25 protein-coding genes and 1 pseudogene are annotated in these 22964 nt (G+C 56.4%); 14 read left to right on the top strand and 12 right to left on the bottom strand.

The genetic code is table 11. The features are described from left to right. Positions 1–189 precede the first annotated feature (189 nt). The 6 genes from D3D01_RS21455 to D3D01_RS21430 all read right to left on the bottom strand — a co-directional run bounded on the left by D3D01_RS21455 (position 190) and on the right by D3D01_RS21430 (position 4575). On the bottom strand, positions 190–441 hold the full coding sequence (locus D3D01_RS21455; RefSeq protein ID WP_121513703.1) for a hypothetical protein: 252 nt from the start codon (positions 439–441) through the stop codon (positions 190–192). Positions 442–897: 456 nt separating this feature from the next. Continuing rightward, positions 898–1779: a hypothetical protein gene (locus tag D3D01_RS21450; protein WP_121513702.1), complete on the bottom strand. Its 882-nt coding sequence runs from the start codon at positions 1777–1779 to the stop codon at positions 898–900. Between the two features lie 280 nt (positions 1780–2059). Continuing rightward, positions 2060–2272 carry a hypothetical protein gene (locus D3D01_RS21445; protein WP_121513701.1) on the bottom strand — a complete coding sequence of 71 codons (213 nt, stop codon included), beginning with the start codon at positions 2270–2272 and terminating at the stop codon, positions 2060–2062. Further along, a complete protein-coding gene (locus D3D01_RS21440) occupies positions 2272–2571 on the bottom strand; it encodes a hypothetical protein (RefSeq protein ID WP_121513700.1) in 300 nt (99 codons plus the stop codon). The genes D3D01_RS21445 and D3D01_RS21440 overlap by 1 nt, the downstream gene beginning before the upstream one ends. Before the next feature lie 1057 nt (positions 2572–3628). Beyond that, positions 3629–3943: a PadR family transcriptional regulator gene (locus D3D01_RS21435; protein ID WP_121513699.1), complete on the bottom strand. Its 315-nt coding sequence runs from the start codon at positions 3941–3943 to the stop codon at positions 3629–3631. Then, positions 3940–4575, bottom strand: a complete 636-nt coding sequence (locus tag D3D01_RS21430) for a transcriptional regulator (protein ID WP_121513698.1) — start codon at positions 4573–4575, stop codon at positions 3940–3942. The genes D3D01_RS21435 and D3D01_RS21430 overlap by 4 nt, the downstream gene beginning before the upstream one ends. Between D3D01_RS21430 and D3D01_RS21425 the strand changes: the two genes are divergently transcribed. Next, positions 4574–4825 (top strand): hypothetical protein, encoded by a 252-nt coding sequence (locus D3D01_RS21425; protein ID WP_121513697.1) that lies wholly within the window; start codon positions 4574–4576, stop codon positions 4823–4825. The two genes, D3D01_RS21430 and D3D01_RS21425, sit on opposite strands and share 2 nt — an antisense overlap. Before the next feature lie 170 nt (positions 4826–4995). On the opposite strand, the gene D3D01_RS23830 is transcribed toward D3D01_RS21425, so the two are convergent. After that, positions 4996–5136, bottom strand: a complete 141-nt coding sequence (locus D3D01_RS23830; RefSeq protein WP_158600545.1) for a hypothetical protein — start codon at positions 5134–5136, stop codon at positions 4996–4998. A 256-nt stretch (positions 5137–5392) separates the two neighbouring features. On the opposite strand from D3D01_RS23830, the gene D3D01_RS21420 reads away from it, so the two are divergent. The 4 genes from D3D01_RS21420 to D3D01_RS21405 all read left to right on the top strand — a co-directional run bounded on the left by D3D01_RS21420 (position 5393) and on the right by D3D01_RS21405 (position 8525). Beyond that, on the top strand, positions 5393–5869 hold the full coding sequence (locus D3D01_RS21420) for a pyridoxamine 5'-phosphate oxidase family protein (RefSeq protein ID WP_121513696.1): 477 nt from the start codon (positions 5393–5395) through the stop codon (positions 5867–5869). A 62-nt stretch (positions 5870–5931) separates the two neighbouring features. After that, positions 5932–6852 carry a CBS domain-containing protein gene (locus D3D01_RS21415; RefSeq protein ID WP_121513695.1) on the top strand — a complete coding sequence of 307 codons (921 nt, stop codon included), beginning with the start codon at positions 5932–5934 and terminating at the stop codon, positions 6850–6852. 77 nt (positions 6853–6929) lie between these two features. Next, positions 6930–7691, top strand: coding sequence for a proteasome assembly chaperone family protein (locus D3D01_RS21410; protein ID WP_121513694.1), 762 nt, complete (start codon positions 6930–6932; stop codon positions 7689–7691). Positions 7692–7757: 66 nt separating this feature from the next. Continuing rightward, complete coding sequence (locus tag D3D01_RS21405; RefSeq protein ID WP_121513693.1) at positions 7758–8525, top strand: SDR family oxidoreductase; 768 nt, start codon at positions 7758–7760, stop codon at positions 8523–8525. Between the two features lie 41 nt (positions 8526–8566). Here the strand turns inward: D3D01_RS21405 and D3D01_RS21400 are convergent, their stop codons facing one another. From D3D01_RS21400 to D3D01_RS21380, 5 genes and pseudogenes are all read right to left on the bottom strand, one after another. Next, positions 8567–11269 carry an HAD-IC family P-type ATPase gene (locus D3D01_RS21400; RefSeq protein ID WP_121513692.1) on the bottom strand — a complete coding sequence of 901 codons (2703 nt, stop codon included), beginning with the start codon at positions 11267–11269 and terminating at the stop codon, positions 8567–8569. 921 nt (positions 11270–12190) lie between these two features. Next, a pseudogene (locus D3D01_RS21395) lies at positions 12191–13157 on the bottom strand (tyrosine-type recombinase/integrase); the annotation flags it as partial. Positions 13158–13270: 113 nt separating this feature from the next. Next, entirely contained in the window at positions 13271–13852 is a 582-nt protein-coding gene (locus tag D3D01_RS21390; RefSeq protein WP_147439968.1) for a hypothetical protein, read from the bottom strand. Positions 13853–13964: 112 nt separating this feature from the next. Continuing rightward, positions 13965–14342, bottom strand: a complete 378-nt coding sequence (locus D3D01_RS23570; RefSeq protein ID WP_147439967.1) for a hypothetical protein — start codon at positions 14340–14342, stop codon at positions 13965–13967. Positions 14343–14483: 141 nt separating this feature from the next. After that, on the bottom strand, positions 14484–15305 hold the full coding sequence (locus D3D01_RS21380; RefSeq protein WP_121513689.1) for an IS5 family transposase: 822 nt from the start codon (positions 15303–15305) through the stop codon (positions 14484–14486). A gap of 80 nt (positions 15306–15385) precedes the next feature. Between D3D01_RS21380 and D3D01_RS21375 the strand changes: the two genes are divergently transcribed. The 9 genes from D3D01_RS21375 to D3D01_RS21345 all read left to right on the top strand — a co-directional run bounded on the left by D3D01_RS21375 (position 15386) and on the right by D3D01_RS21345 (position 22733). Continuing rightward, positions 15386–16411 carry a radical SAM protein gene (locus D3D01_RS21375; protein ID WP_121513688.1) on the top strand — a complete coding sequence of 342 codons (1026 nt, stop codon included), beginning with the start codon at positions 15386–15388 and terminating at the stop codon, positions 16409–16411. A gap of 250 nt (positions 16412–16661) precedes the next feature. After that, complete coding sequence (locus D3D01_RS21370) at positions 16662–17891, top strand: hypothetical protein (protein WP_199725564.1); 1230 nt, start codon at positions 16662–16664, stop codon at positions 17889–17891. A gap of 440 nt (positions 17892–18331) precedes the next feature. Next, the gene (locus tag D3D01_RS21365; RefSeq protein WP_121513686.1) at positions 18332–19768 is read left to right on the top strand and encodes a PQQ-binding-like beta-propeller repeat protein; all 1437 of its coding nucleotides are present in this window, start codon (positions 18332–18334) and stop codon (positions 19766–19768) included. A gap of 262 nt (positions 19769–20030) precedes the next feature. Next, complete coding sequence (locus tag D3D01_RS21355) at positions 20031–20822, top strand: hypothetical protein (protein ID WP_121513684.1); 792 nt, start codon at positions 20031–20033, stop codon at positions 20820–20822. A gap of 219 nt (positions 20823–21041) precedes the next feature. Continuing rightward, on the top strand, positions 21042–21179 hold the full coding sequence (locus D3D01_RS24385) for a hypothetical protein (protein ID WP_011225003.1): 138 nt from the start codon (positions 21042–21044) through the stop codon (positions 21177–21179). Between the two features lie 93 nt (positions 21180–21272). Next, positions 21273–21671 (top strand): type II toxin-antitoxin system death-on-curing family toxin, encoded by a 399-nt coding sequence (locus D3D01_RS21350; protein WP_004592294.1) that lies wholly within the window; start codon positions 21273–21275, stop codon positions 21669–21671. Positions 21672–21705: 34 nt separating this feature from the next. Further along, the gene (locus D3D01_RS24380; protein WP_004592295.1) at positions 21706–21876 is read left to right on the top strand and encodes a hypothetical protein; all 171 of its coding nucleotides are present in this window, start codon (positions 21706–21708) and stop codon (positions 21874–21876) included. A 362-nt stretch (positions 21877–22238) separates the two neighbouring features. After that, positions 22239–22376, top strand: a complete 138-nt coding sequence (locus D3D01_RS24375) for a hypothetical protein (protein ID WP_199722368.1) — start codon at positions 22239–22241, stop codon at positions 22374–22376. After that, positions 22377–22733, top strand: coding sequence for a hypothetical protein (locus D3D01_RS21345; RefSeq protein ID WP_121513683.1), 357 nt, complete (start codon positions 22377–22379; stop codon positions 22731–22733). The last annotated feature ends 231 nt before the right edge of the window (positions 22734–22964 follow it).

Genomic DNA, 22964 nt, shown 5'->3' with positions numbered 1-22964 from the left:
GCGTCTTGACTACCAGCTATGTCGGAGAAGCACACAGCACAGACCAAGTGAAGGGCTACGTCGTCATGACTCAGAGCGGGCCAGACAGCCTCGGCTTTGATTCGTGAAGCGTTGGCTGTACCCGATGTGTAGCACGTTCAATTCCATCACAATCAGACAAAAACATCAATTGGACAGATACAGATTTCGCTAAATGTTCGTAGCAAGGAACAACGCCTCTTGGATGTGGGTTGCATTGTCGATGAGAAGTTGTAGTATCATTTCAATCAATTCTGAATCTATCGACTCCACTACATTACGGCCGGCTGAGTGAATCATCGTTGAGTCGATGTGTAAAGCTGCATAGACCCACAGCGGAACAGTCATCTTAGCGCCGTATGCAGTACCATATTGCTCACCGTAGCCGGGGATGTCGCTATGATTGATCGTACGGTTTCCCATCGATTAATTGACTTGATGATTCAGATTTATATATTATAGGATCGGAAGCCCCGCCGCTGTTCACTGCTAAATCAAAATTTTCGGACTACGTATCGCCAACCGCTTACTCACAGTGCCGATTTCGCGACTACCAATTGAAGAGCTTCCGACCGTAGGCACTGGACAGTCGTCTGTGAATAAGGAGCAAGCCGAGAGAATTAGAGACCAGTCACGGAATCGCTCTCAGAACCGTAGGTCAGTGGTGAGATTACCCTGTCACACCCGTTGTGACCACTGGAATCGCTGTGGTCGCTCCGTTCGTGTTACGACCGCTCACTACACTCCTGCCAACAGGGGGTCGCTCCCGGTTCCTGCAGCTAGCAGATAGCGGCGTCGACGGCGGCAGGGCATGTGCCACCGCGTCCAGTAGCGTCGATTCAGTGTTGATTCCCGTCCTATCCGACGTGTGTCACAGGGTTAGGGCGTAGACTCCACCACAACGGGTGTGACGCCACCTGTCGCGGCTTTGTGGTCGCTGTTCTCCAACAGATCGAGGCCGATGTAGCGTTTTTCGAGCAGTCCGTCGGCAGTCTCCATATCCATCGCGAGGATCTCCGTTTGCGTCTGGGCTCGCCCGACCTGCCGGGTTTTCTCGACGATGTCGTCGCCGCCGATGTCGGCCAGTGTCTCCCAGACGCGCTTGATCGTCTGGCGATGGGGTTCGTTCCCGAGTTCGGCGGTGAGGGCTGTCTGCAGGTCTGCTTTGGTCATGAAGACGCCGCTACCGTCGGTTCGTGTCGTGGCAAATTCCGGCCAGCGCTTGGCGATGCTGATGGCGCGGTAGGTGTTCTGGCGGTTCGAGCGCTCGACAAACATCGTCTTGACCTTCGATTGGCGGCAGTTCGCGAAGAAATCCAGCGGGGAGCTACTGGGTTCGATGCCCTCGGGCAGTTGTTCGGCGTCTTCCTGCTGGTCGGCGTCGGCTTCGAGTTGCTGGGCTTTGGCGATGGCGCTCTTGGCGACGTCGCGGGTGGTCTCCTGTTGGGTTTCGAGATCGTCGAGGCGCTGGTCGTTCGTGGCGGCGTCACCAACTGCCGTGGTGGCAACCTCATGGGTCTGTTCGAGGTCGGCCTCTAGTTCGACGACGCGTTCGTGGAGGTCACCGATGGTCTTGACCAGTGTCTCAAGAACACTCGAAACGAGGGGTGCCACCTCGTCACCGAGGTCACTGACGAGCGACTGGAGGGCGTCGATGTCCGCCCCATCTTCTCTGATATCCATCCCGAGTTCGTCGGCGAGGGCTTGATCGGTGGCTGTGCTGTCGGTCCCGCTGTCGTCGTTGGTGGGTTGTCGTGGCATTGTGACCACAGTGCCCGTCCCCGGAATCGAACCGGGCAGTGCCGACCACGGCACGGGCTATCGGTGACGTAGCGGGCGCTATCTGGACGCGGTAGTTGGCTCGTGGCAATGCCGGGCTGTCCGGTGAATTTGCCTCGTGGCAACGGGCTGGACGCGACCTGCAGTGATCATTGGGAGTCTTCCCGTAGCGTGGGTTCGGTGTCGCTGGCACCGGACGCCTGTCGCCACCCCGGTGCTTCGCAGTCGTCGTGGTCGACGCCGTAGTGGTTGCCGTGGCTGATCATCGTTCGACCACCGCCCGTCGCTCGATGACAACGTCGTGCGCGTAGTCACCGCGGCGGTACTGGTCGTAGTAGTTCTCGATGGTGGGGAACTCAGCCGTCCACTCGGTGTAGTGTTCGAGATCACCGACCATGTAGCGGAGTCGCCACTGATCGGTTTCTATGGTCGCTGTGTCGGTCGCAGTGCCCAACGATGGGTCGGCGCGGGCCATTAGGCATCCTCCCCTTCGAAGGGGCCAGGACGGCTGCTGTCGCGTTCAACCAGCGCACAATCTGTGGTCGGGACCGTGAACGACATCAGCTCGTCAGTCCGACCGATGGCCTGCGCCAGTTGCTGGCGTGTGGCTGTGTCGGGTTCGGACGCCCGCAGCCGATGGAGCGTTTCCGTTGCGAGGTCGGCCAGTAACACGCCCATAGCGTGCTCTTCGTGGCAGTGGCAGACCAGCAACAGCGGCTCGCTGTGGGTGGTCGTGATCGCGACGATCTCGCCGACGCTCGGCTTGGCGGTCATCGGGCCACCCCCCGGTGTCGGGAGCGGCCTGTCAGCGGGTTCACGCTGGGTGGCGAATGACTAAACTGCGGGAAGATATCACAGGGATTTTGTTTACTAACTACATACCAGTCAGTTGGGTTCTGGTCTCCGTTCCATCTCCCTATGGATCCACCCAAACTCATTGATTTGCCCGAGGCCGGAACCTGTCGTCGCGGATGACGACTTCCAATGGTGCGTTGCACGCCACTCCCCCCCCCCCCGGCTGCCCACCATTCCTTACATTGCCTACACAGCGAAGCCAGTCGTTTTGGCTAGTCTTGGGCGACGCTGTACCTGCAGTGTGTCTAGCGACGGGCCTACCAGCCATGTGATCGCGCTGTTGTGATCGGCCGCCACAAGACCTATTTGTGATGTTTTGTCTACACTTGCACGGGTGCTGTTCCCGACTCTGGAACCCCTGCCGCCGGGTCCGTGCAACGCACCATCTTGGGATCAGCACCCCGGGGGCTTTTGATACCAGCAGATGAGTGGCTTCAGCCGTGCTCCCTGTAGCCGGTCACCGGTGGTTTGCTGACCGACACTGTGAGTTCGTGGGGTCTGACGACGCTTCTGAGTCAGTGTGACTGCCGTCACTGTCGGGCACCCCCATCGGCGGCAGGTCGAGGCAGATCACACAGGCACGCGTCTGATACCTGTGCCAGTTGTTTCGGTCTCAGAGCCTGCTTTCCGGGACACTGGGTGAGATATTCAGGTTCTAACGTGAGCCACAAATCACATTTATCTTTGTGACTTAGATCACAACTGCCAGCACAAAGCAGCCCACTTTGTACTGAATACTTGTCAGAGGCACGAGAGCTGGTCCGTCGTCGCATTCGGCGGCGGACCGTTTCGCGGCTTGGACTACAGTAACGAGTTTGGCAGAAACAATTATGTGGAAGTTCTATATATATATATATTCCAGTAGGGTACCAGTCGGTAATCACCCGCCCAGTGATCACGTGCCTCTGACAACACCGGCCGACTGTGCCCTCCCTTTTGACTACTGAGGGCCGGCGCTGCGTTGGGTGCCGGGCCATTACTGTGTCCCTCCAGTGACGGGTCGGGGCAGCTCACAGAGTTGTGCGAGCGTCTCGGCGTGGTGCTGGAGTAGCTGTCTGCCAGCGTCGGTCAGCGTATAGGCGTTGGTGCGGGCGTCGAGCTCGTCGCGGTTGATGAGGGCCTGCTCAACGAGCTGGTCGAGATTCTGGTAGAGGCGGCTGTGGTTGATCGGCTCGGCGTAGCGCTCGTCGAGATACTCCTTGAGCGCGAGGCCGTAGGGGTCGTCGTCGACGGCGGCGATGGCTTCCAGCAGATCGCGCTGGAAGCCGGTCAACTCGTGGTAGGTCGTCATCGGTCGCCTCCCAGCTCGTCGGCGTCGGTGTCGACCCCTCGCAGCGTCGCTGGCTCGGGCTGGTAACAGTCGCCCTGCATCAAAAGATCCAGCAGCGCCGTCAGCGCTTGCTTGGCTCCGTACTCTTTGGCGAGTGTATCCAGTACATCGCCGACAGGTGCGCCATGTCCGTCTTCGTTGGTGGCGATACCGCCGAGCGCGTGGCTGCGGATTGCGGGCTCGGAATGGGTCTCGATGACAAAGCCGTCCGTGTTCCGGAGGTACGTACTGACGGCGGCCAGTCGTTCGAGTTCGTCGTCGGCGAGGGCGGGTTCAGCGGCCTGTAAGACGGTGTCGAGTTGGGTGGCCGCTGCCGTGTGTGAGGGGATAGTGGTGCCGCCGTCGGTGACGACCAGATCGTAGCCGGTGACGATAGCCAGCGACCGAGCAGCCTGAGTGATGGCGTCCTGGCCGCGGTCAGTCAGGGCGTAGGTCTCGTCGGTGGCGACAAGGTCGTTGGCTTCGAGGGTGGTGAGGGCGTCCGTGACGCGGGCGTTGTTGAGGGTGGCTTCGCGTCGGGTTTCGACGGCGATCTGGAGGGCGTCGGCGGTGGCCGCGCGGTCGTAGTGGTCGTGGTCGAGGTGTTGGGGCATGAGCTGCACTGTGGAAGAACGGAAGCGTGTTCGGCGGGCAGCGCGGGCAATTCGTGAGGAGGCTGCGACTGAGTCTGTCGATGTGCTCGCACCGAGTGCAAGCCAATACGGAGACTGGACGTTGGATGCCGTGCTTCGGGACTGTGAGGGTGTGCCGCCGGAAGTGCTCAGGGAGTTAGCGTTGGCCGGGTTGACGCTGCAGCCGACGCCGTCGCAGGCGGAGTATCAACACGTGGCTGCGACGGTGTAGCGAAAAGTGCTAACCAACAATAGTTGAGCAATACCTGTGATTGTTGGTTAGCCGAGTACCGATTGGCTTCTGACCGACGTTTGTTTCTCACAATCTCACCAGAAATACCCGCTCAGTAAGCGTGCGAATTGAACATGACCGATCCAGTCAGAACCACCTGATGATACGAATTACTCGTTGTCTTCAAGTGACTCTACCGCGTTTTCAAGCGCTTCCAGTGCCCGCTCCAACTCCCCAGACACTTCGGGGTCGTCTACTTCTTCCTTGACAATTCGAATCTGTTTTATCGCTTCTTTCAGTCTGTTTGTCATTTATATACTTGATAGGTCATGCCTCAGCATAATAATATCTGGGTTCCCTGTACTGACCGACCGCACGCGAACTACTCACCCAAGGCCGACCGCTCTTCCTTGGCGTCGACGGCGACGGTGCCGCGCATTACTGGGACGGCTACGAACTCGCCGTAGTTGTTGTGGCCTAGCTACTGAGTTGGCTCTCTCAGGAGTGAACGGTGACAAGAAACGAAAAGTAGACAATCATTTATTGCTTGGTTGACATTATATTGCCATGGTAGTAGATGAACTGCACGATCTGGGCTTGGAGCGTATGGACGACGAAGAAATACGAGGGTTCCTGTCGAGTCAAAAGGTAGGGGTACTGGCGTTTCCGGATAGGGAGTCGCCATATCTACTCCCAATGTCGTACGGCTTTGATGATGACGTCACGCTCTATTTTACCTTTCTAGTTGGGTCGACCAGCCGAAAGAAAGAACTGATTGAGCAGGCTGAATACGTGAGCTTCCTCGTCTATCGCGTCGATTCGATGTTCAGTTGGGAGAGTGTCCTCCTGCAAGGGACACTCAAAGAAATCCCCGAAACCGAGTGGGACACGCTTGATGCAGAGACAACGAGCGCGTGGCGACCCGAAATTCTTCGCCAAGCACAGTCGTCCGGAGAGGTCGTGCTGTACGGCTTCCAGATTGCGGCCCAGTCCGGCATCAGACACACCGGTCTGCCTCCCGGCTTCGAGCGGCAGTCCGAGTAACGCGGTGTCGAGTACTGTCATACTAGCGAACCTTTTTGATTGTGAATACGACCTATGGAGTGATGAGCTTTCCAATCAGGGTCAGCGACGTCATGAGTCGACCGGTAGCGACGGTCACACCAGAGACGACGGCGGCAGAGGCAGCCAAACAGTGTGACGAGATCGACATCGGGTCAGTGGTCGTCGTCGAAGACAACGTGCCGACCGGGACCGTCACGACTGCAGACTTCGTCCGGATACTCGGAAACGAATCCAACCCCGAACTACTGGCCGTCGGCGAGATCATGTCCTCTCCGGTTATCACTATCCAGGCCGATGCGCCGCTGGGGGAGGCGGTTGGGACGATGACGGAGCATGGTATCGCCCGACTGGTCGCGCTCGAAGGCGAGACGATACGGGGTATTGTAACGACAGATGACATCGCACACGCCGTGCCGCAACTGCTACAACGGAGTGAGTTGACGCCCGCTGAAAAGTCACATCAATATCGTGTGCATCAGGAAACGGCATACGAACAACCGGACTGGGAGTTCGAGTGTAAGTGTGTTTCAGAACAACAAGTAGCGGTCGGTGACACGGTCGAATTCAGCAAGTCACTCACGGAGCAGGATGTCCAAACCTTCGCAGAAGTGAGTGGGGATACAAACCGTCTTCACCTTGATGCGGACTATGCGGTCAGTACCCGATTTGGCCGACGGATCGTACATGGAACGTTGGTGGGAAGTCTGATCAGCGCCGCACTCGCTCGGCTTCCGGGATTAACCATCTACGTCTCACAGACCCTCTCGTTCCTTGCCCCTGTCGATATCGGCGACCGAGTGACCGCTGTCTGTGAAATCGTCGAAGACCTCGGCCGAAACAAGTATACGCTGACAACAGACGTGGTGGACCAGGACGGCACGAGTGTTATTGAAGGACAGGCCGTGGTGTTGATAGACCCGCCAACGGAGATGGACGAACCCGAAGTCGAAGCGATTGTGTAAGTTGGGACCGACGAACCGTCACGTTCGGTCTCAAAAAGTAGTTGTTTATTTAACAACTCATGACGTAGAACGGGAGTATGGCCCCAGACCCTACGTTCGAGATGGATGTTCAGTCCGAGACACCGTCTGGAGAAACCCTTCTTGTGGGTCTCTCCAACTTGGGTATGGCCGGAGTGACGGCGGCAGATTACCTCGTTAGACACCTCGATTCAGAGCAGGTCGGACATGTGCGGGCGCACAATTTCCCAGCCATCACGCCGTTTCAAAATGGGGAACCACGACACCCTATGCGCCTGTATACTCTCGAGGACACGGCGCTTTCGGTACTGCTCGGGGAGCTGTTCGTCCCAGTGTGGGCTACACACCCTTTCACCGACGCACTCCTCGAGTGGATATCGTCTGCAGCCGTCGAGGAAATCGCAGTTCTTCACGGCGTCCCGTTCCCCCATGGTCCGGAAGAACACGCTGTGTTCCACGTTTCGACCCCGGAGTATCGGGAACGACATCTGGTTGACGCCGGCATCCAACCACTGAGTGGGGGCTTCCTCGACGGCGTTGTTGGGGACCTCGTGGCTCAAGGACTCGACGAGGGTGGCCCTCCTGTTGGTGTATACATCACTCCGACCCACCCGCCGGGGCCAGATATCGATGCGGCACTCCTGTTGTTAGACACACTCCAAGATATCTACGGCTTCACTATCGATGAGGAGGAGTTACAAGCACGTTCGGAGGAACTGAAGCAATACTACCAGGAGTTGACCCAGCGTATGGAGTCACTCAGTGAGGACGAACAGTCTCTGGTGACACAGGATTACCCCGAAGATCGGATGTTCATGTGAGTAGCCCGACTCCGGGCGTCTCAATTTATACCCCCTCGTCGCCAACTATTCTAGCGGTGTTTCGATATGTCCCTACTCGACGGTCAGACAGCCGTCATAACCGGTGGCAGTTCAGGAATCGGGCGCGGCATCGCCCGTGAGTTCGCTGACCACGCCGCGAAAGCCGTCATCGTTGCGGATATCCAACAAGCCCCGAAGGAAGGGGGACCGCCGACCCACGAACAGATCGAACAGGAGACCGACACGCAGTCGACGTTCGTGAATTGCGACGTCACGAATAGAGCAGACCTTGAAACAGCGGTTGATACCGCCGATGAGTTTGGTGGCATCGATGTAATGGTCAACAACGCCGGGATTTGGCATCCGGATGATTTTCTCGAAGTCACCGAGGACGACTACCGTCAACTGATGGCCGTCAATCTCGAGGGAACGTACTTCGGTTCCCAAATCGCCGCTCAACGAATGGTCGAACACGACGGTGGGAGCATCATCAACATCTCGAGCATCGCTGGGCTGTTCGGAAACGGGAACTGGCCGACCTATTCTGCGTCGAAGGGCGGGTTGACGATGCTCACCTATTCCCTAGCGCACAAGCTGGCTGATGATGAAATCCGAGTGAACGCCATCCACCCGGGTAGTATCGAGACGAAAATCGCCGGCGATCAGGAGACCAGTCCGGAACAGGTCGCAGCAATGCTCGAGGCGATTCCTCTCGGACGATACGGGCAGCCCGAGGAGATCGGCGGGGCTGCAGTTTTCCTCGCGAGTGAGTTGGCGAGTTACGTGACTGGTGAGTCACTCGTCGTCGACGGCGGCTGGACCAGCTGGCGGTGAAACCGATCTAACGAGGCAATACAGAGACCGTGACTCGCGATTCATTCTTCATCAGAGTGCTTCGGATGACGCAGTCGCCAGCTCACCTTGTGAAGTTCCATCGCTGCTACTAGAATCAGGGCGATACCAGCAAGGGTAACCCAAACGCCGATATCAACGGGGGCAGTCCCGAGAACGAGTTGTGCTGGGGGGAAGTAGAGCGCGCCGAGGTGGATCAGGAAGGCCCCCGCAGCACCGACAAGGAGGATCGGGCTCTTCCACGGCGGCATCCGGAAAATCGAGCGCGTTTCTGAGCGGGTGTTCCCCAAGTGGACGTTCTCGAACAGCACCATCAGGAGGAGCAATGCGTTCCGCGCTGCCGGTTCATCCCACCCGGTGTCAAGCAGCCACCGGAAGGTGAGGAGACCGGTAATCCCCATCACGACGGCAGCAACCATTGTTCGTTCGATCATGAGTTGGTTGAAGATGCGTTCGGTGGGCGAACGCGGGTCCCGTTCTAGGACGTCGCCCTCCTTTGGTTCGAATGCGAGCGCAATGTCTTGGATGCCGTTTGTGACGAGATTCAACCAGAGAAGTTGGACAGGCAATAACGGCAGCGGTAATCCAGCAGCGAGACTGAGCAGGACGAGGACGACCTCCGCGGCACCGGTCGAGATGAGCAGATAGATGACCTTCCGGATGTTGTCGTACGCGACCCGGCCCTGCTCGATTCCGGCGACGATCGTCGCGAAATTGTCGTCTGAGATGATGAGTTCGGCTGCATCCCGAGCCACATCGGTGCCCTCCTGCCCCATTGCAATCCCGATATTTGCGACGCGAAGGGCGGGGGCGTCGTTGACCCCGTCGCCCGTGACGGCAACGAAGTGCCCCGCTTGTTGAGCAGCACTCACGATATCGAGCTTCTGGTCCGGAGAGACACGGGCGAAGACGCGGGTCCGTTCGACCGCAGTAGCGAGTTCCTCCGGCGTGAAGTCAGCGAGGTCAGTACCCGTCAGGACTTCCTCACGACTGGATGCTAACCCAAGTTCACGGGCGATGGAAAGCGCGGTTTCCGGGTGGTCGCCAGTCACCATCGAGACCGAGATTCCCGCTCGGTGTGCGGACGTAATTGCGTCTTGTACACCGGGTCGGAGGGGGTCAACCATCCCCACGAACCCAAGAAACGTCAGCCCCGTCGGATCAGGTGGCACCTCCTCAGCGGTGATATCTGTATCAAACGTGCCCTCGGCAAGTGCGAGCACGCGATAGCCCTGTTTCGCCATCTCCGTGGCCCTGTCAAGCATCTCTCGGCGAGTCCCATCATCGGACCACGTACACATCTCCAGAACACGTTCGGGTGCCCCCTTTGTGAAAACGCGTGTCTCGCCGTCGGTCGTATGAAACGTCGCAGCGAATCGACGTTCCGGTTCGAACGGGATCTGATTGATCTGCGGGGCGGCAGCGAGTTCGGATTCGCGATCACGGCCCGCTTTTCGAGCGAACGACAAGAGCGCAACATCGGTCGGATCACCACTCCACGTCCACTCTCCATCACGTCGATGAATGCTTCCCTCGTTACATAGTGTGGCCGCTCGGGCAAGGTGAGCGAGGTTGTCCGCCACATCCGGATCGGGCTGACTCCCGTCCTGCAGGACCGTCCCGTCAGGGGCGTATCCAACACCGGTTACTTCCAGCGCCGTTCCATCTGGGAGTCGGAGCTGCTGAACGGTCAGTTCGTTCTCGGTCAGTGTGCCTGTCTTGTCCGTGGCAATCATCGTACAGCTTCCCAGGCCCTCAACAGCGACGAGTCGACGAACGATAACGCCGACTCGCACCATCCGGTTGGTCGCGACGCCAAGCGCAACCGTCATAGCGACTGGGAGACCTTCAGGAATCGCAGACACAGCGAGGGCCACAGCAAACAGGAACATCTCGACGGCACCGAAACCACGAACGAAGATCCCCAACAGCGCAGCGGCGATCGCCGCAAAAAGAACCACGATGGCGACGATCCGGGTGAATCGTTTCATTCGGACCACCAACGGGGGGTTGCCGCCCTCAACGGCCGACACATCACGAGCGAGACGTCCGATCACTGTTTCGGAGCCGGTCTCGACGACGAGACCACGTCCTCGTCCCCGAGAGACGGTTGTGCCAGCGAAGGCCATGTTACGGCGATCCCCGAGCGGGGCGTTTTCCTCACCCCGCCAATCAGGGTCTTTCAGGACTGGAGCGGATTCGCCGGTCAACGCTGATTCGTCGACTTCGAGGTTCGTCCCCGATGTCAATCGAATATCCGCAGGGACCCGGTCACCCGACTCAAGCAGAACCACATCGCCAGGCACGATATCTTCGCCATCGATATCGACTGTCTCACCGTCGCGGATGACAGTCCCTCTGGTCCGAAGCAACTGCTGTAATGCACGACTACTCCGTTCAGCCTGAAGCTCCTGCGTTCCACCGATAATCGCGTTGATGATTAGGACGAGCGCGATAAATCCCGCATCGGTAGTTTCTCCAACAGCGATGGAGATGATCGCCGCCACAGCGAGGATGTAGATAAGCGGGCTCCGAAACTGCCGAAGGAAGATGAGCCACGTCGGGGTCGGCTCCTTCTGCGGGAGTCGGTTGGGTCCGTACTCCGTCCGCCTAGCTGCAGCTTCTTCCGAGGAGAGCCCCCCGCTTTCCACCACTAATCGGGAGTATATCATCTCAAGGGGTTCCGTATGCCACGAAGTGTCCTCCTCAGTAGTGGCGGCATTCATAACTGTAGTCCTTGTTTGTTGACAACATCGGACTATTATTTAGGCGTTCGTACGCTGCTCTACTCGATTTGACGAGCAATCGAGTTATTCAGCCAATTTAGGTTTACTGCTGAGAACACGCGCCGGTCGTGCCGACCGATAATACACTGTCGCTGCTGAAGAAGGAAACAATAGTAAGGACTGTTCCGGAGTCGCTTGGGGTACTACAACCTGCCTCCGATTCCTTCGCGACTGCCCTAGTCGTCATACCTTAGCTGTCGAGTTGACCCTGCCAGCACTATCCACCGCTTCTGATAGCTTCGATCATCGCGAGAACCACTACGAGAACGCATAAACTCAGCAGTGACTGGTAGGTGCAGTTGTAACGCATAATTCCACTATCCAGTGTGTTCAACCAGAAGCCCGGCAAACACTTATTATCGACGCCGGTTGAGTTTTAAATTGAAGGTCCATTGTCACATGCTCCCTTCATCCTCGTTCCATGCCTGATGACACGCAACGTCTCGGTCGCTGTCCAAACTGCGATGAGCCCATCACAACCGCATGGATTCTGGTTGAATACGAACGAGACGATGGGACAGACGGAATCTGGGCAGAGTGCCCAACGTGTGAAGACGTCGTTGCACCGGAATAGTCTCAGAGGCAGGCCGAATTCTTCTCCGGTAGATATGCCGTTGGATTGACCATAATTTAAATCTTCACAAAGGTAGGTACAATCAGAATGAGTACCGATGGGCTCGGAATTCCACCGGAGGGCTCTCACTTGAAGAATTGGTGGAGGCTCTCAAACCCGGCCAGATTTCCATTCAAGAGGTCCAGGAGAGTGAGACGCTTCGACAACGCGTCCGCCAACTCATCATAAAACAGGATATTGAAGAACACAGTGAAATCTATGATCGTCTCGCCGAAGTTTGATAGGTTTCAGCGATCGGTGTCAAAAGCCACGCTCAGCTTCTCTCGCATGAACTCACGTCGCAATTCTCGCTTTCTCTCGTCGGTCAAATAGTCCTCAAAAACAACCTTAGCACTCGCGCTCCCCTGCTCATCGGCGATATCCTGCACGTGTTCCAGCAAATCCTGCGTCGTCTGTGAGTAGGCATCGTACCAGAAGCGTCGGCCCATGTGTGGCTTCCGGGCGACGCCGTCGATCTTTTCAGGAACGCCAGCCTTGTCGGCGAGGTCGTGGAACCACCCCGCGATGGTCGTGCCGTCGACGTGGCCGGTTTTCGAGCGCTCCGAGGGGAATAGATAGCCATCAACCTGAGAAAGGTGCTGGCAGGCGACATCTTCACCAAACACGATTGCGACAGTCCCCGGGCCGTTTTTTCGTTCGTCGAATTGGATGTACGGTTTGTCGGCATCGAGATGGAGCTGGTCCTGGTGCAGCGCCGCTACCTCGCCGGCCCGTAGGCCCCAACCCGCAAGTGCGACGACGAGCATCCTGTCGCGGCTGGTGATGGCGGCGTCGAACATCGCCCGAACGTGCTCGGGATCGAGGGCGACAGGGTCGGTGTCCGAGGAGCGAGTCCACGAGAACCAATCCTCAGCACCGTTAGTGGGGTTGACAGTCGCTACACGGCGCTCCACGAGCCAGCCATACCACGTCCGGATTGCATCATGGACGCGTGCAATGGTGGATTCAGCGTACTCATTAGACATGTAGGCGAAGGTCTCCCGGCAGCGGTCAACAGCTTCAGTCTCCGTAATGTCGCTGTCGGCGTCGACGGGCGAGAGGAGATCGTCAATGCCGTGGCGTTCTCGGTACGAGCGAGCGTAACGAGCGAGCCGGTAGCGCATGGTTTCGCGAGTGCTGTCAGTCCAGTCGTCCGCGGCAGACTGCTTGGCGTCGAGATACTCCTGAAAGGACTCCCCGTGTTTCGTCGTGTTGGCTTTGTTGAAATCCTATTCTTCAGACATATTATCGGCTAAAACAGCCGGTGGATAAGAGCTGCGTATTGTTCACCGAAACTCTACGGTGGTCATCGGAACTACTGGATCTTCTCAGGGGGCGTGATAATCGACGATGATCTCAGTCGGTCGGTCGGCACCGTTCAGATGCCAGAGAGTGAACGAATAGTCGTAATGATACTCAGGGGTGTCCGGGTCTGGCGGGAAAGCTTGGTATGAGGTTACGTCGTATCGGAGTTGCCCGTTTTGGTAGACTGAGCGGTCAGTGAAGTCATCAACGACATCTTCGACGACATTCTCGTTCTCTTCGCTATAGTCCATGAGGGCGTCACCCGTTGGAAGGACGCCGACAATGACCGAGATAAACTGCGTATCCGGGTCAAACGTGCGGAACTCCGCTCCGGGGCCGCTGTCGCCCTCTGCTGGGGTGAGTTCTCCCCAGTCGATGAGTTTGCGCGCGGCATCTGGATGCCCGAGTATTATTCCCCAGGCTGCGGGGACACCCTCCTCGGGTGTTGGTTGGTCATCAATAACCGCATCATAGGCAGTCGTTCCAAGCGATGAATTAACCTGTGGCTGAGCGTCGAATCCCACGGCGCTACAACCAGCAAGGCCAGTGAGGGCTGCTACACTGGAAAGGTGGAGGGTCTTCCGACGTGACCATTCAGGGGCCATACGCACAGATGACTGTACCGGCTGTTATAACCGGCGCATTAAACTCAAAATGCCGTATTGATGCTTCAAAGGCAGGAGAATTCACTAGATCCCTTGTCTCTACTGAACTGATTCATGTCCCGCTTGTCGCAGTCCAGGTTGCACTCGCTTCGACAGCAGTCTCGAAAGTGAGGTGAGCTACTTCTGGCGGAGAATCCTCACCACCGCCTGCGGGGAGAAACTGGAAACTGATTTGTTCGCCAGTCTCTCCGAGCAGAGCTTCAAGAGTCACGATGTCACCCGATTCGGCGGTGACAAATTCACGACGGACAACCGTTTCACCGCCAGCGACTTCGGTGTCAAGTTCGGCATCAAACTGCTCTAATTTTGTGTTTACCGAGACCCTCACAGGTCTGTCACCGGTATTTTCAATAACTAATGTCCCACCCGGATACTCAGGGGCCGTATTACCGCCTGGAAGCATTTTCGCACACCCTGCGAGTGATAGCATACCAGAGCAAGCTCCAATCGCCCGGAGAAATCGCCTTCGCTGCATACCTATACACTCAACCCATCAGGAAAATATCTGTTCATAAGTCAAGAATTCCTCTCAGATTCTCTGTACTGAACAGTTCTTCGACTGTATTGACCCTCAGAGTGATCGATCTACATTATGAATGAGACAAGCAATGGTGAGTTCACGGAACTGTTTCCACCATCGTCGTGAGCGGACGAACGCACCGTACTTTCGCTTGAGCGTTGAGTTCACAGTCTCGGATTGACTCCGCTGGCCGTAGAGATCAGCGTCTAAGCGTGCGTTCCATGCCTTGTGGAGTGATGTGAACTCACGATGCTTAATCAGTGGACGAACCTCGTGTTGCCGGGCGAGCCGTCTGATTTTCTGGTCGTCGTAGCCCTTGTCACCGAGTAGAATGCCAATATCCTCGGGGTTGCGCTTGATCAACGACGGCGCAATCTGGCTATCGTGTTTTCGTGTCGTCGTCACGTGTAGATCGAGGATTGCGTTCACTTTCGTATCGACCAGCAACGTTACTTTGAGTTGCTGAATCGTGAGTTCAGCACGTTTCGTGTAGTGTTTCGAAGCGTGACTGCGGTCAAACCCTGACGCATCAACTCTAACGACACCGCTCGTCGGAAGTAGCGCCGTTGAGGGGGTCAATATGACACGCCACACAGCCATATCAAGTCGATTGAACGCCTTACAGAGCGTTGATGGCGTAGAAAGCTCAGCTAATCCAAGAACTCGACGAATGCGTGGCATCTCGATTAATTCATCAAGCAGGCCACGATAGGTCGTGTTCTTCCGAACTTTGAGACACAGCAGAACAACGTGCTGGGGGAGTGTGTAGCGGTGTTTAGAGAACTTCGAGGAGGATTGAGAGACCGCTCGCCGTGCCAGATGAATCGCCTTCTCAGTAAACCGGAGTATTTGCGACTTCGGGAGGGCCTTCATCTCGTCGAATTACACGGCGAACATGTAACTCCCAGAGGATTTCAACAGAGCCGGTCAACACTGACCCGACGAAGTCGGTGATGAGCGAATCCCATCTCCACACCAAGAGCCTCTGTGACCGCGTTATCAACGTCGCTACCGGGTGCCGACACGGCTGTGAGTTCTGCTACGTCCCAACCACGCCGGCTATCGATAGCCGCGATGAAATGCTCGCCGAGCAAGCGAACGTCGACGATCCACAGACCGACTGGGGGAGCTATCTCCTGTACCGGGATGACCTTCCAGAGCGACTGGGCAACATCCTCGACGAGCGTGATCCCAGCGAGCGCAAGCAGACTGACCGCGGTCGCGGCGTCGTGATGCTGTCCAGCGGCACTGACTGTTACCAGGACCGACGGACTGCTCAGATTACTCGCGGTGCTGTTGCCGAGCTCATCACACATGACATTCCGGTTCGAATCCTCACGCGAAGTCCTGCCGTGACTCGGGACATCGATCTCTTCCAGGCCGCCGGTGACCGCATTACCGTCGGCTCGTCGATTCCCTCATTCGATGCGACGCTCGTCAGAGCGATGGAACCGAACGCCCCACCACCGATGACTCGCTGGCAGGCCCTAGACAAACTCCAGCAGGCCGGTGTGTCGGTGTTCGTCTCAATGTCACCGACATATCCAACGATGGGCGAAGACGACGTTCACGAGCTACTCAGCTACTTCAGAGCGCTCGGCGAGATTGTCGTCTTCCACGAACCAATCAATCCCCGTGGCGCAAATGTCCAGCAGTGTCTCACCGCCGCCAAAGAAGCCGGCTACGACGATGTCGTTGAGGCACTCCAGCAAATGGAAGACAGTCATCAGTGCTGGGTCGAGCACGCCCTCGAACAACTGAACACGGTCCAGCAAGTCGCAGCGGACTTCGACGGGCTCGAAGTCCATTCCTGGCCTGATAATGAGCTGGTCCGCTTGGCGATCGGTCAACTTTGGCCGAGGCTCAAAGCGATGCAAGAGGCCGCCTCTCCAGAGTCGTTCTCCGGGAAGCACCCAACCACGTCGCCAGAGCAGTCAAAATTGGCTCACGAGACCGATCCTCTCGGACATCTCATCTGATGTGCCTGTCAGGCCACTACACTACTGTCTATACAGGTGACGCTATCCGCTGATATGTCGATTGAGATTTGCTCTGGAGAACACATAAGCTGGCGTTGAGTATACTGTGTTCGCCATCGAAATCATCACCAACCAAGTATTAATTTGCTTCTCGGGACATTCGTTGCAATCGTATCAGTCAAAACACTCATCGACTCAGCCGATTGGAGGGTATTTTATATCTACTCAATTACTAGTATTTTTTTAACATATGGATAGGTCTGCGGGGACCCCATTCAGTGTGCGAGGGCTTGTACACGTACTTGTGATAGTGGCACTAATTACAGTGAGCGGATGCAGCGCAATCAGGATTTCATCCAGTGGGGATGAGGGGCTTCCGTCGGAGGATGAAGCAGCTGACCGCTACGCGACACTAGATACTGTTAACGCAACGGTAACGACAGTCCGAACCCGGAACGAGAAAACAACGACAATCGTCACTCAAAAGCGGGAACGAGTTCACTCATTTGCGTATTTTGAGCGAGTGATATCGGTTACTAGAGCAGAGGAAACAAGACCACCGCGGGTTGGTGAAGACGGATTTATTATTGCAAACGGATCAACGCTTGTGTCCTATGATCCAGAGTCAAACGAACTCCACCGAATGTCGCTCCAGACCAATGATAGCGCTACAGAGACGACGCATCCAGAACTTCTCGCCGCTGCGAAAAACAACCGCCCTGTCTCGCAGTCGACGCCGACACCAGGCATTTCACCCCTGCCAGTAGTGCCACAAAAAGACGAGTCTGGAGAGAACAGTTCGTCCGCGTATCGTGGTGGGAACGTGACAGTCGTATATAATGGCACAGAGACAGTTGACGGGCGGAAAACCTACCGGCTGGAACTGACTCCGGTCAGCGAACGCATCTCGTTACAGTCACAGACGCTGTGGCTAGATAGTGAGTATTTGTTCCCGATCAAGCGACACACAGAGTTTGTGGCTAACGGCGATGCCTACGAATACACAGTTACATATCAGAATATAACGTTCAATCCGACGTTCGAACCCGGAACCTTCCAACTCGAATCGCAAGAGGTTCCGGACGGCGCACAACAGATTCAATTCAATACGTACGAGTCACGAGCGGCGCTGGCCAACGCTGCTTCACTTCCAGTGCCGAACCCGGACATCCCAGCGGGATTCGAGTTAGCAGTCGCGTCGCACCGCTCAACCGATCCAGAGGTAGCGATGCTTAGGTATGAGTCCACTAGCAATGACACACACTACAGGATCGGCATTCTCAACGGGACACAGAACACAACTACAGGAACGCCCGTCGAAGTGGGTGAGTACGAAGCAAGACGAACGCAGACAAATAGGACGGTACGCATTAGTTGGTCGGTGAATGGCACCACTTATTACCTGAGCAGGTTCCCTGCCGACACAGCCGACGACAGCACGTTACTACGTATTGCACGCTCAGTTGCTGACACGACGTGATTTGCTATCTGACCAGCTGTGTCATTATGTCCATTCCAGTGGCCATCCACAAAACACGGTCTGGTACTCGAACGGAGCGGCAGGCCATCGGAGTTATTGACCTTGCAACCGACGCCGTCACAAGCCGAGTATCAGCACGTCGTCGCGACGACCTGATCGAGACAGCGGGACCTCTACTTTTTTGCCGACTTGCGTGCGTTTCTGACATGGGTTGCGGTTGCTCCTGAACCTATCCGCTGACTGACCGCGACTCCACGCCGTGATCTGTTGGGTCAGGTCCCATGATGGCGCGTTGTCAGGCGTGGCTACTCGCAGGTTTTACTTGACCCCCCCAGCATCACCGCGAGAATTTGCGCTTCTATGGACAGTGTGTAATCTGTGACTGAGTGCTTAGTATATACGGAGTATTTATTCATTAGAGGGAATAAAGCGGTCATAAAGTGAGCCTGCAGACTCGGCGACAGTTGTTTCGATCAGTCGTAGGATCTATCACTGGAGCAGTACTTTTGTGCGGGTCCAACGGCACCACATATGCTCAGTCAGCTGAGAGGTGGCCGCAGCTTGGATACGACAATGCGGGAACTGGGCACGCACCGGAAAACACTGGGCCAAGGCTAACTGCGGGAATCGAAGAACAGTGGTCGTTCGAAACAGATAACGCGGTGACAGCATCGCCAGCGGTAGCCGGTGGCACTGTCTATGTCGGGGCAGAGAATGCTGTCTCCGCGTTGGATGGCGGAGATGGCACCGAACAATGGTCATTCGGTGGTCTTCAGTCAAAAAAAGATGGAGTCAAAGCATCGCCGACAGTAGCCAATGGAAGCGTCTACGTTGGTAGCTCAAGAGGGGGACCCAACGGAAGCGTCTACGCGCTGAGTGCGGATGATGGCACCGAACAGTGGTCGTTTGAACCAGATAATGCTGCCCGTACGTCGCCAGTAGTGGCTGATGGCACCGTTTACGTCGGGAGCAGGGACGATCATGTCTACGCGTTAAATAGTAATAACGGTGCGGAACAGTGGTCGTTCGAAACAGGAGGCGAGGTAGACTCGCCAGCAGTTGCCGACGACACCGTCTACGTCGGAAGTGACGACGGAAGTGTCTACGCATTGAATGCCGGAAATGGCACCGAACAGTGGTCGTTCGAAACAGGTGGCCGTGTGTCTTTGCAACCGGCAGTAGCTAATGACAGCGTCTATGTCGGAAATTCGTATGGAACCGTCTATGCGCTAAGTGCCGAGGATGGCACCGAGCAGTGGTCGTTCGAAACAGGTGACGGGGTGTATTCGTCGCCAGCGGTAGCTGATAACACTGTCTACGTCGGAAGTACTGACCAAGCCGTCTATGCTCTGAATGCCGAAGATGGCACTGAAGAGTGGTCATTCAATACAGGCGACCGGATACTCTCGCCGCCAGCAGTAGCCGATGGGACCGTTTATTTTGGGAGTGAGGATAATAATGTCTACGCACTGAGTGCCGAGGATGGTGCTGAACAGTGGACGTTCGAAACGAGCGACAAGGTGTGGTCATCGATAGCGGTGGCTGATGGTACCGCCTACGTCGGGAGTTGGGACGGTAACGTCTACGCAATAACCGGAGACACGTCGACCCCAACAGACACATCGGCCACAACAGAGGCATCAACCACGGCAGAGACACCAACCACGACAGATACATCAGCCACAGCAGAGACACCAACCACGATAGATACGTCGGCCACAACAGAGATACCAACCACGACACCATCTGGTCCGCAGACAATCAGTGGCATCCTCACAGCACTCCTCGTTGGGATCTTCTCTACGGAGGCTATGGTCGTAGTCGGCATCTCAATTATTGTTGTGCTAATCGTTCAGACATGGCCAGAGGACGAATGAATATTACGGAGACAGTCACCGTCCTGTGGCCGGCGTTATTCTGTCTGTCTACCCTGCTCATGTTCTTACTCATCGCAACACAGCGCGGCTACGGGCGACAGCGCCAGTATCTGGGTGCCTCCGCTATCCTCGGACTCCTCATACTAGCATATGCGTACCCTCCTGCAGTCACACCGATCCGCTGGGGACTGACACTGGTTGGCTTTGCTGCCCCGGTCGCACTGAGCATTGTGGGGATTCGTTACTTGGTTGAGGAGACATAATGGCCCAATTCCCGATCCAATTAGCGTCGTTTCTGGAGGTAGTGCCAGCGTGGCTCCCTGTTGCCACCGTCTCACTGGGCGTCTGTCTCCTCCTATTTGGCATGGGCGAGCAGTACATAGCGGCCCACCTCAGCCACTGGAAGGCGTACACGGAGCGTACTGGCGTCCTGTTGGCGGGAAGTCTCACTGGCAGCATCGCCGGAGCGACCTATCTCACTGTCAGGCAAGCCGAGTTGACCTTGCTCTTTATTTTATTCACGTTCATTAGCGGCCAGCTAATCCAAGGCGCGGTCGCAGCTCGTATCATCCAGAAAATCATCGATTTCTTCGGACCCAATGATCTCGGGAGAAACAGCGACCGAAGCCTTCTCTCACAAGGGTATGAGTTTATAAAAGGGAAAATAAAGGACCGGCTCATCATTGTAGCCGTCACCAGTGTTCTCTCAACTCATATGACTTTGAGTATCCTGTCTGTCTTCGTACTTGGGAGCGGGGAGCCACTCGAAGCTATCGAGCGGTTCTGGACCGGTTTTCTCTTGTTGACGATTGCAGCACTGGCTTTCGATTTCCGATACTTCGCCCACAGACTTTCCTGGCCCGCTGCACTCGGCTTGGTCATCGCAGCGAGCGGGGCATTCCTCTATAGCCCGGTCGGATTCTCAAGCGTCACTACGGCGTTGGCCCCATATCTGAACAATCCGCTTCCGGATTGGATGCGGCTTCCGCTTGGCGCATTCGGATTCTTTGCGGGGGTTGTCTTCTGGGCAATATTTTATCTCAAAGACGGCTAAATGACGCAATTCGGGAGAACACCCCATGTGATGTACAGTGTGTCTTGCACTGTGTCTCCGTCTAATCGTTGCAATCACCAACTTCGAGCGGGGCGACGATCCTGGCCGCGAGAAGCTCAAGCTATGAGATGGATTCTATGACAGGCTCTACCGTCCAGTCTGGTGACGGTACTTTCCCTAAATTTTGTGTCCCCCCAATGGGTGAGGGGGTTCCCGAACATGAGTACCGAACAGCAGTCCGTCGACGAGCAGCCTTCAGGCACCGAAGCCGACGACCGACCGGACATTCGTGCCCAGCACCGGCAGGCACAGGCCAGTGGCGAGGTTTTTGCGGGGCGTCCACGGGGTGAGAGGTAGATGTGCTGCCCCGACTGCCGGTAGGCCCCACAAGAGAGACTCAACCTCGACAGTTGAGAAACGGTTAACGAGGAGCATGCAAAAGTCGGGCTTGTGACTGACGATCTCGCGTATCCCTCTGTCGAGCTCATCCTTGAGCTCCACGACCAGGTCGTGACAGAAGGCGACATCACGGAACCGGGGGTCCGGTCAGAGGACGCGATTGCATCCGCACTACAGTACGTTTCGGAGGGATTCTTCGGGGAGGTGCCTGAGACGATCCATCAAAAGGCGGTCCATCTGATGCGACTACTCGTTTCGGAGCATCCGTTCGTCGACGGAAACAAGCGAACGGCACTCCGAACAGTGGTCGTTTTCTATATGCTGAACGGATACACGTTTGAGTACGGTGATGAAATTCGAGCGCTCTTACACCGGTTTGCGACCGGCGAAACCACAGTCGACGTAGACACTGCAGTCATCTACTTCCGGGCATGTGCTCGCCGCAACTGATAAACCGATACACTGGATAATGATAGATAGAGAAATGGCGTCTAGCACCGATTCCTCGACGGCGATTGACGAGGAAGTCCGCCAGTTGTACGAGCGATATCAGGCGGCCGAAAGCGACGCCGAACGCCGCGAGATTGCGCTTGAAATGGGGAAGCTCGATGGACGTCGCCACGCAGATATCTACGCAGCGCTCGAAAACGAGTGAGAAGCCCCACGTTCTGCGTTTTCGTGTCCAGCGTCGTTCGCGACTAGTGGCTGCTCGGTCGCCTTTTGTGAACGCCTTTGCCCTCTCGTAGAAGGATCAACCCATCTTGAACTCTCCACGCCGCTAGCGGTTGCTTCCAATACGACAGCACAGCACAATCGTCGCGCCCATCTGAGTTTCGTGGTCTATGCTCGTGTTGCGTCGGCGACGTGGTCGTGTTTGTCGAGGCTGCCGACAACTTGGGTTTCCGCGGCATACACGACGCTGCTCCTACGTGAGTCGAACCGCTGTAGTGATGCCGGTCTAATGGCGGTACTGGAAGCAATTTTGTGTCCCCCCAATGGGTGAGGGGTTTCCCGAACATGAGCACCGAACAGCAGTCCGCCGACGAACAGTCTCCAGACACCGAAGCCGGCGACCAACAAGACGCCCTTGCCCAGCATCGACAGGCACAGGAACGCGGCGAGGTCTTTCAGGGCCGTCCCCGGGGTGACAGGTAGATGTGTTGTCCCGACTGCCGTCGGCCACAGTCGGCGTCGGGATGTGTACAGAAACGCTACCATATCGACGGGCAGGCTTTCGACCCGATTCCGTGGGGCGGGGGGAGCCAGTATCTCACGTACAAGCTACAAGTCCTCCAGACAAACGAACGGACCGTTACCGTCGACCTCGAACGGTGGCGCGACCAGTCGTGTCCTGCCTGTGGCGTCGAGCAAGGCGAGCTCCACCACCAGATGTGTGACTACGAGGAGTGCCCCGCGTGTGGCGAGCAGCTGCTACTGTGTTCGTGTCTTGTCGAGATCAACGCGACGTCCAGTATCACAGGCCGCTTCAAAAGGTTGCTTGGCCTCTTCTGACAACTTAGCGTCTGTGGGTGCGGTTTGAGTTGCGGACTGAACTGACGAAAAGAAACGCTGCTATCCAGAATCCGAGCGTATACACAATATGTGATAAGACAAAGGTAGTCAACTCAACCTCAAACTGCAAATTGAAGATTTCTGCTCCAGTAATTAGGAAAATCCCACCAAACATTATTTGCGGAGGGAATCCACGCTGCATAAACCAGAACCGTGTGGATAGCCCCAAGA

Origin of the sequence: Haloarcula sp. Atlit-7R (assembly GCF_003666065.1) — an archaeon.
Taxonomy (GTDB): Archaea; Halobacteriota; Halobacteria; order Halobacteriales; family Haloarculaceae; genus Haloarcula; species Haloarcula taiwanensis.
This window is presented reverse-complemented; position numbering and strand designations above follow the sequence as displayed.